This is a genomic window from Parasaccharibacter sp. TMW 2.1891 (assembly GCF_023337675.1).
In the GTDB taxonomy this organism is placed as follows: Bacteria; Pseudomonadota; Alphaproteobacteria; order Acetobacterales; family Acetobacteraceae; genus Bombella; species Bombella apis.
The window spans coordinates 551,881-568,848 of the sequence record NZ_QORT01000001.1 but is presented as its reverse complement, the minus strand read 5'-3'; the positions used below and the strand labels follow the sequence as shown (position 1 = coordinate 568,848).

The following is a 16,968-nucleotide window of genomic DNA, read 5'->3' as shown; positions in this document are numbered from 1 at the left end:
CCCATACAACAGGACATTCTGGATACGGAGCCTCTGATGACCTCACCTTTCCGTCCCCACACTCTGCTTGTCGTGGCAGCCATCCTCATCCAGCCGGATGGCTCTGTCCTGCTGGCACAGCGGCCGGAGGGAAAAACCTTTGCCGGACTGTGGGAATTTCCCGGTGGAAAGGTGGAAGTACCCGAATCCCCGGAAACCGCCCTGGCACGGGAGCTCCATGAAGAGCTGGGCATTACCGTTCAACCCGACCGCCTGGAACCCTTCACGTTTGTCAGTGAAGACTGTGCTACCTTCCACCTGCTCATGACGCTCTATCTTGTCCGGGAGTGGGAGAATGACCCTGTCGGGCGGGAAGGCCAGACACTGGCATGGGTGCCTGCCTCAAGGTTGGATGAATACCCCATGCCCAAGGCCGATGCCCCTCTTGTTCCCCGTATTCAGGCCCTGCTGGGCTGACATGGACGAAAGGGGCCCTCGAAAGCCCCTTTCCTGGCAGGTCTACCCTCAACAGACGAAGGATCAGACACCTTCCAGCACGAAACTGTGCTGCGGATTGCCCGGAACGTCCGTCCGGAACGCAAAAATGCCACCAGCCTGCGGCTGGGCTGCCAGCTCCTCGGGGTCCAACCCCTTGCGGGCTGTCGTCACGAACACGGTCCTGTAATCATCCCCACCAAACGCCACCTTCGTGACATTGGCGACCGGCAGGGCAATCGGGTCCATCATGGTGCCATCCGGGCGGAAGCGGGTGATCTGTCCCCCTGCCCATGTCCCGCACCAGAGATTGCCCTCGCTGTCCGTCACAACCCCATCTGGATACCCTTTGGTGAAAGTGGCAAAAATGCGCTTGCCTGTCAGGCGGCCATCTGCTGCGACATCAAAGGCGTAGATACGCTGCCGGGGACTGTCGCAGGCATAAAGCACCCGACCACAAGGTGACAGGGCCGGACCGTTGGAAACGGTATAACCACTATCCCAATGTGAGATATCCAGCTGGCCGTTCCTGTGGTCAACCCGGTAGAGAGACCCGCTCTCCCGACTTTCCCCGTCATCCATCGTACCAAACCAGATGCGCCCCCGCTGGTCGACACAGCCATCATTCAGCCGGTTCCCCTCATCGTCCGGCTCGATGACGCAGGCCCGCTCGAAATAGCCTTTTTTCACATCAAACCGATGCAGACCATCCGGCAGACCGGCCAGAAATGTCCCGTCACTGACAGGCAGAAGAAAACCCGTACGATTGGGAGCATCCCAGCCTGACAGGGAGCCATCCGTCAGGCTGTACCGATGAATGCGGTGACTCACAATATCGACAAAATAGAAAGAATTTTCTGCCTTGATCCAGACCGGCCCCTCCCCCAGCACTGCTCGAAACTCTGACAGGCACACGGGCTTATGGTGTTCCAGCTTCACAGGCATCTCTCCCTTTCTAAAAGGCCATACCCTCCCATATAATGAAGAAGGTTCAATTTCCACACCCCCGGATGCCACGCCCGAGGGCCCCAAGCCCGCAGAAAAACAATGCGGCCAGCACCAAGGTATTACAGGCTCATGGCTCCCCGTACTGCATGTTTTCTTGTCATCGGCAATGAAATCCTTTCAGGCCGCACGCAGGACGCCAACATCCGTGTCCTGGCCCAGGCCCTGAATGGCCGAGGCATCCGACTTCTTGAAGTCCGGGTCATTCCCGACATCCCGGAACACATCATAACCACCATCAATGACTGCCGGGCCCGATTCGATCTTCTCTTCACCAGCGGCGGCATCGGCCCCACCCATGACGACATTACCGCTGCATGTGTGGCCGAGGCCTTTGGGGTCCCCCTGACATGCCATGAAGAGAGCTTCCACCAGCTGGAAGCCCTCTTCCCGGCGGGAGAATTCAACAAGGCCAGACAGCGCATGGCATGGCTGCCCAAAGGCGCCACACCCATAGAAAACAGCGTGTCCACAGCACCCGGGTTCTCGTTGGGCAATGTTCATGTCATGGCCGGAGTCCCCCGCATCTTTCAAGCCATGGTGGGCTGGCTCATGCCACGTCTTGAGGGCGGAGCTCCACTGACCAGTGCCAGCTGGTACAGTTACAATGTCTATGAAGGCGATCTTGCCGAGGCACTCACGGCCATCCAGCATGACTTCCCTACACTGGATATCGGCTCCTACCCGTTTGACGAAGGACAGAAACGGGGTGTGGCCCTTGTTGCAAAAGGCTATGACGCTGAGGCTGTCACCTTGGCTGGGGCGGCCCTGCGCACCCTTCTTGCCAGCCTGGGCTTCACCCCCCTGGAGGGAGATCCTCCACGAGGAGCCTGAAAAAAAAAGCCGCCTAAAAAGGCGGCTTTCCCAAAAACTCCATATCAGTCAGGCGGAACGGTCAGCCTACCCGTGTCATTTCCAGATAACGCTCCCGACGCCGGGCCAGCAGCTCTTCCTTTGAGAGCCCCTGGACGGAGGCCAGTTCTGCAGCAATGGCCTCACCCACGCGATTGATGGCTTCAGCAGGAAGACGCTGGGCGCCCCCCACCGGCTCATCAATCACATGGTCGATCAGGCCAAGTTTTTTCAGATCCTGCGCCGTCAGACGAAGCGCTTCGGCAGCGGCTGGCGCCATCTTGGGGTCACGCCAGAGAATGGAAGCGGCCGCCTCGGGAGAGATGACAGAATAAATGGCATGTTCCAGCATCAGAACACGATCGCCTGCGGCAATGGCAATGGCACCACCAGACCCGCCCTCGCCGATCACCGTAGCGATCAGCGGAACCTTGACCTGAAGGCAGGTATCAATCGCCCGGGCAATCGCCTCTGCCTGCCCGCGGGCCTCGGCATCAATCCCCGGCCACGCACCGGCCGTATCCACAAATGTCAGAATCGGCAGGCCAAAACGCTCTGCCATGCGCATCAGACGCTGGGCCTTGCGATACCCTTCCGGTCGGGCCATGCCAAAATTGTGACGGAGACGACTCTCCGTATCAGAACCACGCTCGGTCCCGATGACCACGACCGGCTGCCCACGGAAACGGGCCAGCCCCCCTACAAGAGCCTGATCATCCCCAAAAACACGGTCCCCGGCGAGCGGGGTATAATCCGTCATCAGCGACTGGATGTAATCCAGCGCATGAGGCCGCTGTGCGTGACGGGCCACCTGCACTTTCTGGAGAGGGGTCAGCTTGCTGTAGAGCGTGCGGAGCTGCTTGTCCGCTTTCTCCGCAAGGCGGGCTGTCTCCTCATCAATGTTCAGACCATCCAGACCAGCGCCATCCTCCTGGCGACCAACCTGACGAAGTTCACCGATCTTGGTCTCAAGCTCGGCAACCGATTTTTCGAAATCTAGGAACTGGCGCATGTTCTGCCCGATAGCACGCAAACAGGACGCAAGACAGCCCTAAATTGACACGAAGCAGGAAAACTCTGCCGGAGCCGGCTATCACCCCCGCTTTCCCGCCTCCCCGCTCTGCCTGTCCTGCCCCAGGGGATGATGCTGGCGGACAACTTCTTTCAGCCGCTCCGTCATGACCTGCGTGTAAATCTGGGTCGTCGTGATATCGGCATGTCCCAGCAGCACCTGAAGCGCCCGCAGGTCCGCCCCCCTGTTGAGCAGGTGGGTCGCAAAGGAATGACGCAGCACGTGCGGGCTGACACGCAGGGGGTCCAGCCCGGCCTTGAGCGCACAGGCATGAAGTATCTTGTCGAATCCCTGCCTTGTCAGTGGCTTCCGGGGATTGCGCCCCGGGAACAGCCACGGGCTGTCCAGCACGGCATCATAGGCCAGCAGCGCCTCTGCCGCTTCCCTGGCTGCGCTGGAGAAAGGCACGAGCCTTTCCCGCCCGCCCTTGCCCCGCACGGGCAGCATGCCGCCTCTCTGCCGGACACAGCCCGCTGGCAGGCTCAGAAGCTCGCTGATGCGCAGGCCTGTCGTGTACAGCATCTCCAGCGCCACACGGGAGAGAAGGTCCCGGCGCAGATCCGCATGGCCGCAGGTGCCCTTTTCCAGAAGTCGCCTGACCTCATCCTCACTCAATGGATGAGGCAGACCACTCTGATAGCGGGGAGATGCCTGCCCGGCGGTCAGCTCGTCCGCCCGCACGCCCATCTGGAGCATGAAACGGGCAAACTGCCGAAAGCAGGAAAGACGGCGGGCCTGTGTCCGGGCGGAAATGCCACGGCGCCCCTGGTCGGCAAAATAGGCCTGTACACTGCCCCGGGATACATCTGCCAACGACAGGGGCGCACACCAGCAGGCAAAATCTTCCAGATCAGCCCGATAGGCCGCTCTCGTCTGCTCTGCTGCTCCCCGTTCTGCCACGATGGCCTCAAGAAACGCCTCTATCAGGGCAGCAGATTCTGCAGGGCAGCGCCGGACCTCCCGCCCGTCCGTCATGAGGGCCGCTCCTCAATGCCCTCCAACAGGTGGAAGCTCCGGCAGGCCCGGGGCCACCTTCTGGGCAGAGGTGGCAGGGGCCACGGCCTGCGGTGTCAGGTCACGATGCACCATCACCGGTGCCGGGGGCTGCGTATCGTGAGCCGTCAGGACGTACCCACCCCCCACCAACACCACAAGAACCAGCAGGACCAGCACCAGACGGGCAACGGTTTTCATAAGACGGCTCCATGTCAAAGGATACGTCCCGTTTATAGAAGGATCATCCCGTTTTAAAAACCCTCTTCTCTTCCACCGGAGACACACTCTCCCAGAGACATGGGCGATGAGAGACCTACCCCACCTCTCTCACCCGTGATAGAGGGACAGCATGTCCCCTTCCTTGCACGCCCCGCAGCCAGCCAGACCACCATTCCGCATCATTGTCCTTGTCGGCCTCATGGGGGCCGGAAAAACGACTCTGGGACGGATGCTGGCCCAGCATTATGGCATCCCCTTCATCGATACCGATGCCGAGATCGAAAAAGCCTCCCGCCAGAGCATCCCGGAAATCTTCGCCCACCATGGCGAAGCCCATTTCCGTGCCGGGGAACATCGGGTCATACGCCGCCTCCTGAAGAACGGCCCCTGCATTCTGGCCACCGGTGGTGGCGCCTGGATGCATCCGCAGACCCGTGCCCTCATCCACGAGGCAACAGATGTCTGTGCTGTCTGGCTGCATGTCCCCATGGCTGTCCTGCTCAGACGCCTGCTCAACAACCGTGGAAGCCGCCCCCTCCTCGCCCAGGGCGACCCGGCAGCCACCCTGCGTCAGCTCGCCACCGTGCGGTATCCGCGCTATGCCGAGGCAGACATCATTATCGACTGTGGAGATGAAAGCGTGGAACAGGCCACCCGGACCATTACTGATACCCTTGCCAATACGGGTCTGCCCCATCATGTCCCGGTTGCTCTCGCCGGCCACAGTTATGAGGTTCTCATCGGCCGTGAGCTGCTGGCGCAGGCGGGCCTGCGGGTAAAGCCCCATCTGCCCAATGGCCACGCCATCATCCTGACCGACGAGACAGTTGCCACCCATCACCTGGCCACGCTGGAACGCAGTTTCCGTGAGGTCGGCATCCGCTTTCACACCATCATCGTGCCTCCGGGAGAGGGCAGCAAATCTCTCGCCCGTTTTGAAGCCGTCATGGAAGAAATGCTCGAACGGGGCATCGAGCGTGGCACCACCGTCATTGCCCTGGGTGGGGGGGTCATTGGTGACCTTGCCGGATTTGTGGCGGCTACGGCGCTGCGCGGGATTCCCTTCATCCAGATTCCCACAACATTGCTGGCACAGGTGGACAGTTCTGTCGGAGGCAAAACGGGAATCAATGCCCGGGCCGGAAAGAATCTCATCGGAGCCTTCTGGCAGCCCCGGCTCGTGCTGGCCGATACGGAAACGCTGGCCACTCTCCCCCGCCGCCAGCTCGTGGCGGGTTATGCAGAAATCGTCAAGGCAGGCCTCATCGCTGATGCCGAACTGTTTGCCTGGTGCGAAGCCAATGGTCAGGCCGTTCTGGAGGGAGAGCCCGGGAAGCTGGGTGAAGCTGTCCGCCGGGCCTGTGCCTTCAAGGCCGGAGTCGTACAGGACGATGAACGGGAGCAGGCAGGATCAGGCGGTCGGGCCCTGCTCAATCTGGGCCACACCTTCGCCCATGCCTTTGAAGCCGAGTTCCATTATGACGGCCGCCTCCTGCATGGGGAAGCCGTCTCCATCGGCCTGCACATGGCCCTGGCACTGTCCGTCAGGATGGGGCTTGCCCCCGAGGATGACCTGGCACGGCTTGACACCCATCTCCACGCCCTGGGAATGCCCGCCGGTGCAGCAGACCTGCCCCACGGCCTCAGTACGGAAACCCTGCTGAACCACATGGGCCGGGACAAGAAGTTGCGCGACGGGAAGATCACCTTCGTTCTGCTCCGCGGAATCGGCATGGCTTTCACCTGCCGTGATGTCGCCATGGATGATGTCCGGGCCCTGCTTCTGGCTGAAGGTTTTGCCCCCTGATACCGCCACATTCCAGCCTTTATTCCGATAATGTGTTGTATTGGTCACAGTGTATCTTCCATCGCAAACGCAGGGCGGAAAACCTCTTAACTTCCTACCAGCTTTCCATTACATCTCGGTTATCGGCCGCGCTGGCTCCATACGGTGATCGTTCCGACGCCCGCCAACCGTAATGGCCGTAAGTATACAGAATTAAGGACTGAGGAAGTAAATGCGTATTCGTAATGCACTTCTCGCCATGACCTCAATGGTGGCCCTGCCGTCATTTGCCATGGCCAGCACGATCACCGGCCCGTATGTCGACATGGCAGGCGGTTACAACCTGGTTCAGCACCAGCAGTTCCGTCAGGGTAACCCTGGCACCTCCCACGGTCGTGGCATCGGTGGCAACGCCCACTCCGGCACCGGCTTCAACGGCTACCTCTCCACTGGTTACGGCTTCGGTAACGGCCTGCGCCTCGAAATCGAGGGCACCTACAACCAGACCCACATCACCCGTCTGGGTGGCGCCTTTGCCGCTGGTGGCAACCGCAAGGCCCACGGCAAGAGCGAAGGCTGGGGCGGGTTCGCCAACGTGCTGTATGACATCGATCTCGGCATGTTCGGCCTGAACGATGTTCCGGTTACACCGTTCGTCGGTATCGGTGCTGGTTACATGTGGCAGCGTTACCGCAAGGTCTACAACCGCAGCACCGGTCGTCCTGACCCGAACTTCAACAACACCCAGGGTGGTTTCGCTGCTCAGTTCATCGCTGGTGCCGCTTACGACATCCCGGGCGTTCCGGGCCTGGCTCTGACCACGCAATATCGCTTCATGGGCCAGACGGGTTCCATGAGCGGCGTGACCAGCGGCCGTCAGTACCTGCACAACAACAACGAGAACCATGGCAAGGGTGACCGCGTAAGCTTCAACACGCGCTACACGCACCAGTTCATGCTCGGCCTGCGTTATGCCTTCAACAATGCTCCGCCGCCGCCGCCGCCGGCTCCGCATGTTGTCGTTCCGCCGCCGGCTCAGGCTGCCCGTACTTACCTCGTCTTCTTTGACTGGGATAAGTCCAACCTGACAGGCCGCGCCCGCGACATCGTTGCCCAGGCTGCCCAGGCTTCCACACACGTGCAGACGACACGCATCGAAGTTAACGGTTACACCGATAACTCCGCTGCTCATCCGGGTCCGCGCGGTGAGAAGTACAACATGGGTCTGTCCCTCCGTCGTGCAAACAGCGTCAAGGCTGAGCTGATCCGTCTGGGCGTTCCGGCTACGGCCATCGACATCCACGGTTACGGCGATGCCAACCCGCTGGTGGCAACTGCCAAGAACACGCGTGAGCCGCAGAACCGTCGCGTTGAGATCATCCTGAAGTAATCTTCAGAGCTGATTTTCAGCCCGGGCCTTACGGTCACGGAAAAGGGTGCCTTCGGGCACCCTTTTTTTATGGCCCGTTCCCCCTGTGCAACCTTTCACAAGAAAAGATTTACCTCTCCCCTGTGAAGCTGTGTTAGGGTCCCCTCCGCCTCTGCAACAATCCTTATGGTTTTCCAGCTGAAAAATGCTTGAACAGTTCATTCCCAGAAGCCTGATGAAGTTCCTTCCTCTCATGCAGCGCTTCTTCTATTTCGGCGTTGTGGGAGCTGTCGGCTTTCTCGTGGACTGGGCAAGCCTCTCCCTTTTCCGCCATGTTGTCGGGCTCCGTGCTGCCGCCCTGCTTGCTTATGTCATTGCCTCAAGCAACAACTGGATTCTGAACCGTTACTGGACATTCCGGGACTGTTGCCGCAAACGCCACAAGGTGCATCATCAATGGGGGCGCTTTGTACTGGCCAATCTTCCCGGTTTCATCATCAACCGTGGGATCGTGCTGGCCCTCTTCAGCCTTTGGCCGCTGACACGGCATTACACCGTCATTGCTCTGCTCTGCGGGACAGCAGGCGGCATGTTCATCAATTTTGCCCTCTGCCATCACTTCGTCTTTCACAAGAAGACCCCCCAGTCATAAAGCCCCATTCCCCGGCTGGTGGTCTTCTTTACCTGCACGCTTCCCTGCATCTCCTCCATCGGACCTCCATTTCCAAAAGCCAGAAAATCGGCTAGAAAACAGGAACCATCCTTTCTTTCTCCGGAACCCGGACCTACAGACTCATGATCAGTACCAACGATATCCGCGCACAATTCCTTCAGTATTTTGAATCCCACGGGCACCGCATCCTTCCGTCTGCCTCTCTGGTTCCGCAGAATGATCCGTCCCTGCTCTTCACCAATGCGGGGATGGTGCCTTTCAAGAACGTTTTTACCGGGCAGGAGACCCTGCCTTTCAAGCGGGCCACAACAGCCCAGAAGGTCGTCCGTGCCGGTGGCAAACATAATGATCTGGACAACGTCGGTTACACGGCACGTCATCACACATTCTTTGAAATGATGGGGAATTTCAGCTTTGGAGATTACTTCAAGGCTGAGGTCATCGAATTTGCCTGGACGCTGCTGACCAAAGGCTTCGGCATCCCGGCCGAGAAGCTGCTCGTCACCGTCTATGCGGACGATCATGAGGCCGCTTCCCTATGGAAGAAGATCGCTGGCCTCTCGGATGACAAGATCATCCCCATCGCCACGTCCGACAATTTCTGGCGTATGGGCGATACCGGCCCCTGCGGTCCGTCCTCCGAAATCTTCTACGATCATGGCCCGTCCGTGGCCGGTGGCCCTCCAGGCAGCCCTGATGAAGACGGCGACCGGTTCGTCGAGATATGGAACCTCGTCTTCATGCAGTTCTTTGAAGAAGGCGAAGGCAAGCGGACCAATCTTCCCCACCCTTCCATTGATACCGGCATGGGGCTGGAGCGTTTCGCCGCTGTCATGCAGGGCAAGAAGGACAATTACGACACGGACACGATCCGTGCCCTCATCGAGGCCTCTGCCGACCTGCTGAAACAGGATGCGGATGGCCGCTTCAAGACAAGCCATCGTGTGGTGGCCGACCATCTGCGGTCCACCGCCTTCCTCATCTCCGATGGTGTTCTGCCCTCCCGTGAGGGACGTGGCTATGTGCTGCGCCGCATCATGCGCCGTGCCATGCGTCACCTCCACCTGATGGGAGCGAAGGAGCCGGTCTTCTACCGTCTGCTGCCTGCCCTCATCCAGCAGATGGGCCATGCCTATCCTGAGCTGAACCAGCACAAGGCCCTCATCACCGAAACCATGAAGGGTGAGGAAGAACGCTTCTCCGCCCTTCTGGGCCGTGGCATGGCCCTGCTGGAAGACGAGATGGGCCGCCTCTCCAGCAACGGTCATCTGCCCGGTGACGTGGCCTTCAAGCTCTATGACACGTTCGGCTTCCCGCTGGATCTGACGCAGGACGTGCTGCGTGAGCGTGGCCACAAGGTCGATGAGGCCGGTTTTGAAAGTGCCATGGCCGAGCAGCGCCAGCGTGCCCGTGCCGCCTGGGTTGGCTCCGGTGACAGTGCCGTGGAGACCGTCTGGTTCGATGCCCGTGACCGCTTCGGCAGCACGGAGTTCCTCGGCTATGTGAGCGAGGCTGCCGATGCCCAGGTGCAGGCCGTCTTCCGTGGCAGCGATGAGCTTGCCGAAGCCAAAGCCGGTGACGAAGTCGCCATCCTGCTCAACCAGTCCCCCTTCTATGGAGAAAGCGGCGGACAGGTTGGCGATCATGGTACGCTGACAGCCCCGGGCCTGCGGATCGAAATCACTGACACGCAGAAGAAGAACGGCTCCCTGATCGTCCATTATGGCCGCATCGTGGAAGGCACGCTCAGGCCGGGCATGGATGTTCATGCCGAGATCGACCACGCCCGCCGCACCGCCGTGCGGGGGCATCACTCCGCAACCCATCTCCTGCATGAGGCCCTGCGCCGCCATATCGGTGAGCATGTCACCCAGAAGGGCAGCCTGAACACGCCGGACCGTCTGCGCTTCGACATCAGCCAGCCCCGCCCTCTGACGGAGGATGAGCTGAAAACCATCGAGGCCGAGGTGAATGCCCGCATCCGCCAGAACAGCCCGGTCGAAACCCGCCTGATGACGCAGGAACAGGCCATTGAAAGCGGCGCCATGGCCCTCTTCGGTGAGAAATATGGCGATGAAGTCCGTGTCGTCTTCATGGGCAATGAGGATGAGAAAAACCGTCAGGCCTATTCCATCGAACTCTGCGGCGGTACGCATGTGACCCGTCTGGGTGAGATCGGCCTGTTCCGCATCGTCTCCGAAAGTGGCGTCTCCTCCGGCGTCCGCCGTATCGAGGCTGTCTGCGGGGCTGCGGCCGAGCAGACCATCCGCACCAGTGAGGAACGGCTGGCCGAAATGGCTGCCCTCCTGAAGGTCACGCCTGCCGAGGCTCCGGCCCGTCTTGCCGCCCTGCTGGAAGAACGCAAGGCTCTCAATGCGCAGATTTCCTCCCTCCAGCACAAGCTGGCCACGGGGGAAGGGTCTGCCTCCAGCGAGACCATCAATGGCGTCACTCTGGCGGCCCGCTTCCTTGAGGATGTCAGCCCCAAGGACCTCAAGGGGCTGGCTGATGGCCTGCTGAAGCAGATCTCCTCCGGCGTGGTGGCCCTGATCTCCGGCGCCAATGACCGGGGCAGCATCGTCATCGCCGTCAGCAAGGACCTTACGGACCGCTTCGATGCCGTGAAGCTGGCCCGGGAAGCCTCCGCCCTGATGGGCGGCAAAGGCGGCGGTGGCCGCCCTGACATGGCGCAGGCTGGTGGCTCCGAACCGGCTGCCGATGCCGTATTCGCCATGCTGCGCAAGACACTGGCCGAAGGCTGAGACCTGCGAGACCTCTTTTCTGACGAAAAGAACTACCCTGAAGAGAGCGTCAGGCCTGTTATGGAGGGCCTGACGCTTTTTTCTTGCAGATGATCCTGCTCTGGCCTTGCCCGCCCAGGTCATGAAAGACATTTCATGAATCAGGAGGGGCTTTCGTCTGGACGCTTCTTAAAAAGATTTTTAATATATGGCCTATGGGCACCGTGACCTGCCTCGCCCATAGTGGGCTCGCCAGGGCTTTGCCCCGCATGATGCGTCTTTGATCAGGAAACATAACGCTATGGTCTTCCACCGTAACACTCTTCTGGAACTCCTTGATGGCGTCCGCACCTTTGAAGAAGAGGTGTATCCGGAAAAAAAGGATCTCTTCCAGAGTCTGGCTTACGATCAGAACCCACCAACGCTATTCATCACCTGCGCCGACAGCCGCATCAGCCCGAGCCTGATCACCCAGACAGAACCGGGTGAGCTGTTCCTCATCCGCAATGTCGGCAACATCGTTCCGGCCTATGGCAACATGGTCGGGGCCGTGGCTTCCGCCATCGAATACGCCGTCGGAGCTCTGGGGGTAAAAAACATCATCATCTGTGGCCACTCCAACTGCGGGGCCATGTCCGCCCTCATCAATCTGACCACAAACCCGGAAAAGCTGGCCGACATGCCAACCGTCCGCCGCTGGCTGCACAATGCCGAGGCCGCTGCTGCCACCATCGGCGATCTGCGGGCTGAAGATGTTGGCCCCAAAGATGTCCGCGATCTGGCTGAGGCCAATGTCCGCCTTCAGCTCACCCATCTGAAGACACACCCGATCGTTGCCAAGGCTCTGTCCCGTAACGAGCTGAACGTACAAGGCTGGTACTACGACATCCAGAATGGACGCATGTACATTCTCCACGAGAATAACAAGACGGAATATTCCGTTGAAGAGGCCATCGCCCTTCTCAAGGAAACCGGCACAGCCAACCATGCCTGACAGCGTGCCCTTTCTGGCACCGAAGAGCCGTCTGTCCCCCGGGGCAGGCGGTTTTTCATGCCACGCCCTGTCCCTTGCACTCTCTCTGCTGTGCAGCCTCATCCTGCTGCTGTCCCCAGCACAGGCTTCGGAAAGCCTGAAGCTGACCAGCTGGAACATGGACTGGCTCACCCTCCGCCCTGCCAGTGACCATACCCTGCCCCCTGATGCCCCCACACGCACGGCTGCAGACTTCGCAGCCCTGCGTCATCAGGCACACCGTCTCCACAGTGACATCCTCGCTTTTGAAGAAGTGGACAGTCTTGCGGCGGCCCAGCTTGTTTTCCCTCAGGACGAGTATGACCTCTACATCACGCCAGACCCTATTCCCCAGAAGGTCGGACTGGCGATCCGGCGGACGGCCGGCCTGAGCGTCACCGTCAATCCCGAGATCACGGCTCTCAATATCCCGCAGCCGGGGCATCATCACCCCCTCCGGGGCGGCATGGATGTCACCCTCCGCAAAGGAGCCTCCAGCCTGAGACTGCTCATCGTCCATCTGAAGACCGGATGCTGGGCACAGCCTCTTGCTGCCAGAAAACGTGCCTGTTCCCTACTCTATCAACAATTCCATGTCATCGAGGACTGGATACTGGACAGGGTGGATGACGGGACGCCCTTTGCCATTCTGGGAGATTTCAACCGCCGCCTGACACCGGCTGACCCTCTCATGCAAAATCTCCAGAACGACGCCAGCCTGACCCTCACCACGGCGGGCTTTACCAGCCCCTGCCGCCGCAGTGGTGACCTGTTCATCGATCACATCCTGCTCGGCAATCAGGCCCGGGACTGGTTCATTCCGGGAAGTCTCCGTGTCATGCTCCTGCGCAATGTGGCACAAGGGCTGACCCTTTCAGACCACTGTCCTGTCTCCGTGCAGATCAGGCTGCCCTGAAAACAGAAAAGCCCGGGACGGTCTCCCGCCCGGGCCTTTCCTCATGTTTCGGGCAGGAAGAACTTCAGGCCGTTCCAGACATCCCGATCTGCTTGATGTCATGGAAACTGAGAGCCTCATTCATCTCGATAGCCCGGTTCATCATGAAGCCAGAACCGGCAAGGAAGACTGGATCACCATCCAGATCATCAGCCATCGCACTCCGGTTTAGGGCCACAAACTGCTCCAGGGCAGCTTTATCGCCCGTGACCCAACGGGCAAGCGTGAAAGGCGTGCTCTCAAAACCGACCGGCACGTTATATTCCGCCTGAAGGCGGGACTGCAGCACGTCCAGCTGGAGGGTCCCCACCACGCCCACGATTGGCGGGGCTCCATCCTGCGGGCGGAACAACTGGACGACCCCCTCTTCCGCCAGCTCCACGAGGGCCTGACGCAGCTTCTTCGCCTTCATGGCATCATCCAGCCGCACACGACGCAGGATTTCCGGGGCAAAATGCGGAACCCCCGTGAAGCGCAGGTCTTCACCATCCGTCAACGTATCACCAATGCGAAGTGTCCCATGGTTGGGAATCCCCACCACGTCCCCGGCAAAGGCTTCCTCCACCAGCTGCCGGTCCTGCGCAAAGAAAAACTGTGGCGTATGAAGGGCGAACTGCTTGCCGATACGCACATGCTTCAGACGCATCCCACGGGTCAGCTTCCCTGAACAGACACGGGCAAAAGCCATGCGATCCCGGTGATTGGGGTCCATATTGGCCTGAATCTTGAAAATCAGGGCCGTGACATTCTCTTCCGTCGCCTGCACATCCCGTGTCTCAGAGGGCTGGGCACGGGGCGGCGGCCCATAGGCAGCCAGAGCATCCAGAAGGTCCGTCACCCCAATCTCTTTCATGGCTGAACCGAAAAAAACGGGCGTCAGATGTCCTTCATCGAAAAATTCCTTCTCGAAAGGAGGAAGGGCCACCTCGGCCAGTTCTACTTCTTCCCGCATCTGGGCCAGCCGCTCATCATCCTCGGGCAGCTCTTCCTTCAGGTGCAAGGACTTCGTACGAAGGTCATAAATACCGGCGAATTTCGCCGCACGCCCGACCGGCCATGTCGCCGGGGAGACGTCCAGAGCCAGCGCACTGGAGATTTCATCCAGCAGGGCAAAACAGTCCTGCGCCTCACGGTCCATCTTGTTGATGAAGGTGACGATGGGAATATCCCGCAGACGGCAGATCTCGAAGAGCTTGCGGGTCCGGGCCTCGATGCCCTTGGCGGCATCAATCACCATCACGGCGCAGTCCACCGCTGTCAGCGTGCGGTAGGTATCCTCGGAGAAGTCCTCATGGCCCGGCGTGTCCAGCAGGTTGAAGACACATCCACCATAATTGAAGGTCATCACCGAGGTGACGACCGAAATGCCACGGTCCTTCTCGATGCTCATCCAGTCCGACCGTGTCCGCCGCCGCTCTCCCTTGGCCCGGACATTCCCGGCCATCTGGATGGCCCCACCTGCCCGCAGGATGCGCTCTGTCAGCGTGGTCTTACCGGCATCAGGATGGGAAATGATGGCAAAAGTGCGCCGCCGGGGAATCTCCGCAGCGATGGTAGGGTCGGACATATCAGCCTTCCTGGGAAGAGAGCGTAAGAAACGGCAAACGCCGGACGGTAAAACCGCCCGGCGCCTCCATATACAGCCAGTAGCCGTATCTTAGCGGGAGTAGAACTCGACCACCAGATTCGGTTCCATCTGCACCGGGTAAGGCACATCGGAAAGCTGCGGAACACGGATGAAGGTACCCTTCATCTGGCGATGATCCACCTCGATGTATTCCGGCACATCACGCTCGGCACTCTGGACGGAATCCAGAACGATGGCGAGCTGCTTGGACTTCTCACGCACCTCGATCACATCGCCTTCCTTCACCAGATAGGAGGGGATATTGACGCGCTTGCCGTTGACCAGCACATGACCGTGGCTGACGAACTGACGGGCAGCGAACGGCGTCATGGCGAATTTCAGACGGTAGATGACGGCATCCAGACGACGCTCCAGCAGGCCGATCAGGTTCTCAGAGGTATCACCCTTGCGGCGCACGGCCTCGTCATAATAGCGGCGGAACTGCTTCTCGCTGATGTTGCCGTAATAGCCCTTCAGCTTCTGCTTGGCCATCAGCTGCACGGAGTAGTCAGACGGCTTCTGACGGCGGCGCTGACCATGCTGACCCGGGCCATATTCACGACGGTTGACCGGGGACTTGGCACGGCCCCACAGGTTGACGCCGAGGCGGCGGTTGATCTTGTACTTGCTCTCAAGACGTTTTGACATCGGTTAAACCCGTATTCTCTCAGACCGGCGGCTCTGTGCGACAGCCCTTTGTTGCACCGGTAGGTTCCCCTCCCCCATCACGGGGTACTTGGAGAACGGAACAGCCTGCGAACCTCATGGAACAGTGCGCCACAGCACGCATCATCCCGGCCAGACCATCCAACATTCCCGGCAATGGCACTGCCGTTACACGAGGCAGCACAGAGTGTCAAGAAATCCGACCATGTGGGAAGGTCGTACGCCATGCCTGAACGGCAAGAAGAGATTGGAAAAAACAGGCCATATCCCGTATATCCTCGTCATCCCCAATCAGACTGGAGCACTCCCTTTATGGAGCAGACCGAAACGGTTACAGGCCCACGCCTGACCCCGCCTCATGGCGTCGCCCCGGCCATTGCAGCCCTCATGCTCGGGACCTTTACCATTGGCACGGGAGAATTCGGAATGATGGGCATCCTGCCTGCCTTCTCCCATGCCCTTGACATTTCCATCGGGCAGGCCAGCGCCGTCATCTCCGCCTATGCTCTTGGCGTGGTAGTGGGTGCCCCCATCATGGCCATCGCCGGAGCCCGCCTGCCCCGCCGGACAGTCCTGCTGCTTCTGCTCTCCCTGTTCTGCATCGGCAATATCGGCACCATCCTCTTTACCTCACTCCTGCCCATCGAGGTCATGCGCTTCATCACAGGGCTGCCCCATGGGGCCTATTTCGGTATCGCTGCCCTGACGGGTGCCTCCATGGTCGAACGGGCCCGGCGGGGACGGGCCATCAGCATGGTCCTGTCCGGCATCATGATCTCCACCGTCATAGGCGCACCACTCAGCACGTTCCTCTCCCAATATGTTCCGTGGGAAGTGATTTATGGAGCCCTGTCCGTTCTGGGGCTGATCTGCGTGGCCGGGGTAGCCTTTTTCATCCCCGCTGACCGCCCGCAGAACAACATCAATGCCCGTTCCGAGCTGTCCGCCTTCAGGAACCCCCACGTCCTGCTGACCCTGCTGACCGGGGCCATCGGTTTCGGCGGCATGTTCGCCGTCTATACCTTCCTGACCTCCGGGCTGGGACAGGTAACGCATCTCAGCCCCTGGATGGTCACGCTCTATCAGGTCATCTGGGGATGCGGAATGGTCGCCGGCAATGCCTTCGGCGGGGCCATGATTGACAGGAACCTGAACCGCACGACCATTTTCAGCCTGATTGCCAGCGTTGTCTTCATGCTGGCCTTCTGGCTGCTGCTTCCCTCCAGCACTGCCATGCTGGTTGTCTGCTTCTTCCTGCCTGCTGCCACGATCATCCTCAGTCCCGCCATGCAGGCCCGTCTCATGGATGTTGCCGGAGATGCCCAGACGCTGGCAGCCTCGCTGAATCACTCGGCCTTCAACATCGCCAACGCTCTGGGGGCATCCCTGGGTGCCATGCTGGTAGAGCACGGCCTGGGCATCAGCGCCGTTGGCTGGGGCGGGGCCATCCTCTCAGCCAGCGGGCTGCTGATCTACCTCGTCACGCTCCAGGTCGCCCGCCTTCACAAGCCATGAAAAAAC

The 16,968-nt window shown here is 60.0% G+C and carries 15 protein-coding genes; 9 read left to right on the top strand and 6 right to left on the bottom strand.

The genetic code is table 11. From position 1 onward, the window contains the following. Nucleotides 1-36: 36 nt before the first annotated feature. Nucleotides 37-456, top strand: coding sequence for an 8-oxo-dGTP diphosphatase MutT (mutT, locus tag DTJ15_RS02425; protein WP_043560701.1), 420 nt, complete (start codon nucleotides 37-39; stop codon nucleotides 454-456). Nucleotides 457-519: 63 nt separating this feature from the next. Here mutT and DTJ15_RS02420 read toward each other — a convergent pair whose 3' ends face one another. Continuing rightward, entirely contained in the window at nucleotides 520-1,413 is an 894-nt protein-coding gene (locus tag DTJ15_RS02420) for an SMP-30/gluconolactonase/LRE family protein (protein WP_227431368.1), read from the bottom strand. Nucleotides 1,414-1,551: 138 nt separating this feature from the next. Between DTJ15_RS02420 and DTJ15_RS02415 the strand changes: the two genes are divergently transcribed. Next, complete coding sequence (locus tag DTJ15_RS02415) at nucleotides 1,552-2,313, top strand: molybdopterin-binding protein (RefSeq protein ID WP_081563000.1); 762 nt, start codon at nucleotides 1,552-1,554, stop codon at nucleotides 2,311-2,313. A 61-nt stretch (nucleotides 2,314-2,374) separates the two neighbouring features. On the opposite strand, the gene DTJ15_RS02410 is transcribed toward DTJ15_RS02415, so the two are convergent. From DTJ15_RS02410 to DTJ15_RS02400, 3 genes are all read right to left on the bottom strand, one after another. Then, nucleotides 2,375-3,343 (bottom strand): acetyl-CoA carboxylase carboxyltransferase subunit alpha, encoded by a 969-nt coding sequence (locus tag DTJ15_RS02410; protein WP_043560709.1) that lies wholly within the window; start codon nucleotides 3,341-3,343, stop codon nucleotides 2,375-2,377. Between the two features lie 81 nt (nucleotides 3,344-3,424). Beyond that, entirely contained in the window at nucleotides 3,425-4,378 is a 954-nt protein-coding gene (locus tag DTJ15_RS02405) for a tyrosine recombinase (RefSeq protein WP_081562999.1), read from the bottom strand. A gap of 12 nt (nucleotides 4,379-4,390) precedes the next feature. Beyond that, on the bottom strand, nucleotides 4,391-4,597 hold the full coding sequence (locus DTJ15_RS02400; protein ID WP_249109318.1) for a hypothetical protein: 207 nt from the start codon (nucleotides 4,595-4,597) through the stop codon (nucleotides 4,391-4,393). A 151-nt stretch (nucleotides 4,598-4,748) separates the two neighbouring features. Here DTJ15_RS02400 and aroB point away from each other — a divergent pair, with 151 nt between their 5' ends. The 6 genes from aroB to DTJ15_RS02370 all read left to right on the top strand — a co-directional run bounded on the left by aroB (nucleotide 4,749) and on the right by DTJ15_RS02370 (nucleotide 13,115). After that, nucleotides 4,749-6,425, top strand: a complete 1,677-nt coding sequence (gene aroB / locus DTJ15_RS02395; RefSeq protein ID WP_249109317.1) for a 3-dehydroquinate synthase — start codon at nucleotides 4,749-4,751, stop codon at nucleotides 6,423-6,425. 211 nt (nucleotides 6,426-6,636) lie between these two features. Then, nucleotides 6,637-7,794 (top strand): OmpA family protein, encoded by a 1,158-nt coding sequence (locus DTJ15_RS02390; protein WP_043560711.1) that lies wholly within the window; start codon nucleotides 6,637-6,639, stop codon nucleotides 7,792-7,794. Nucleotides 7,795-8,008: 214 nt separating this feature from the next. Further along, a complete protein-coding gene (locus tag DTJ15_RS02385; protein ID WP_166651622.1) occupies nucleotides 8,009-8,425 on the top strand; it encodes a GtrA family protein in 417 nt (138 codons plus the stop codon). Nucleotides 8,426-8,568: 143 nt separating this feature from the next. Continuing rightward, nucleotides 8,569-11,208, top strand: a complete 2,640-nt coding sequence (alaS, locus tag DTJ15_RS02380) for an alanine--tRNA ligase (RefSeq protein ID WP_043560713.1) — start codon at nucleotides 8,569-8,571, stop codon at nucleotides 11,206-11,208. Nucleotides 11,209-11,488: 280 nt separating this feature from the next. After that, a complete protein-coding gene (locus DTJ15_RS02375; protein ID WP_043560716.1) occupies nucleotides 11,489-12,181 on the top strand; it encodes a carbonic anhydrase in 693 nt (230 codons plus the stop codon). Next, entirely contained in the window at nucleotides 12,174-13,115 is a 942-nt protein-coding gene (locus tag DTJ15_RS02370; protein ID WP_166651623.1) for an endonuclease/exonuclease/phosphatase family protein, read from the top strand. Before DTJ15_RS02375 ends, DTJ15_RS02370 begins: the two co-directional genes overlap by 8 nt. A 64-nt stretch (nucleotides 13,116-13,179) precedes the next feature. On the opposite strand, the gene DTJ15_RS02365 is transcribed toward DTJ15_RS02370, so the two are convergent. Together DTJ15_RS02365 and rpsD are read right to left on the bottom strand one after the other, a co-directional pair. After that, a complete protein-coding gene (locus DTJ15_RS02365; protein ID WP_043560717.1) occupies nucleotides 13,180-14,721 on the bottom strand; it encodes a peptide chain release factor 3 in 1,542 nt (513 codons plus the stop codon). 90 nt (nucleotides 14,722-14,811) lie between these two features. After that, the gene (gene rpsD, locus DTJ15_RS02360; RefSeq protein WP_043560719.1) at nucleotides 14,812-15,429 is read right to left on the bottom strand and encodes a 30S ribosomal protein S4; all 618 of its coding nucleotides are present in this window, start codon (nucleotides 15,427-15,429) and stop codon (nucleotides 14,812-14,814) included. Nucleotides 15,430-15,759: 330 nt separating this feature from the next. Between rpsD and DTJ15_RS02355 the strand changes: the two genes are divergently transcribed. After that, a complete protein-coding gene (locus tag DTJ15_RS02355) occupies nucleotides 15,760-16,962 on the top strand; it encodes an MFS transporter (RefSeq protein WP_043560722.1) in 1,203 nt (400 codons plus the stop codon). The last annotated feature ends 6 nt before the right edge of the window (nucleotides 16,963-16,968 follow it).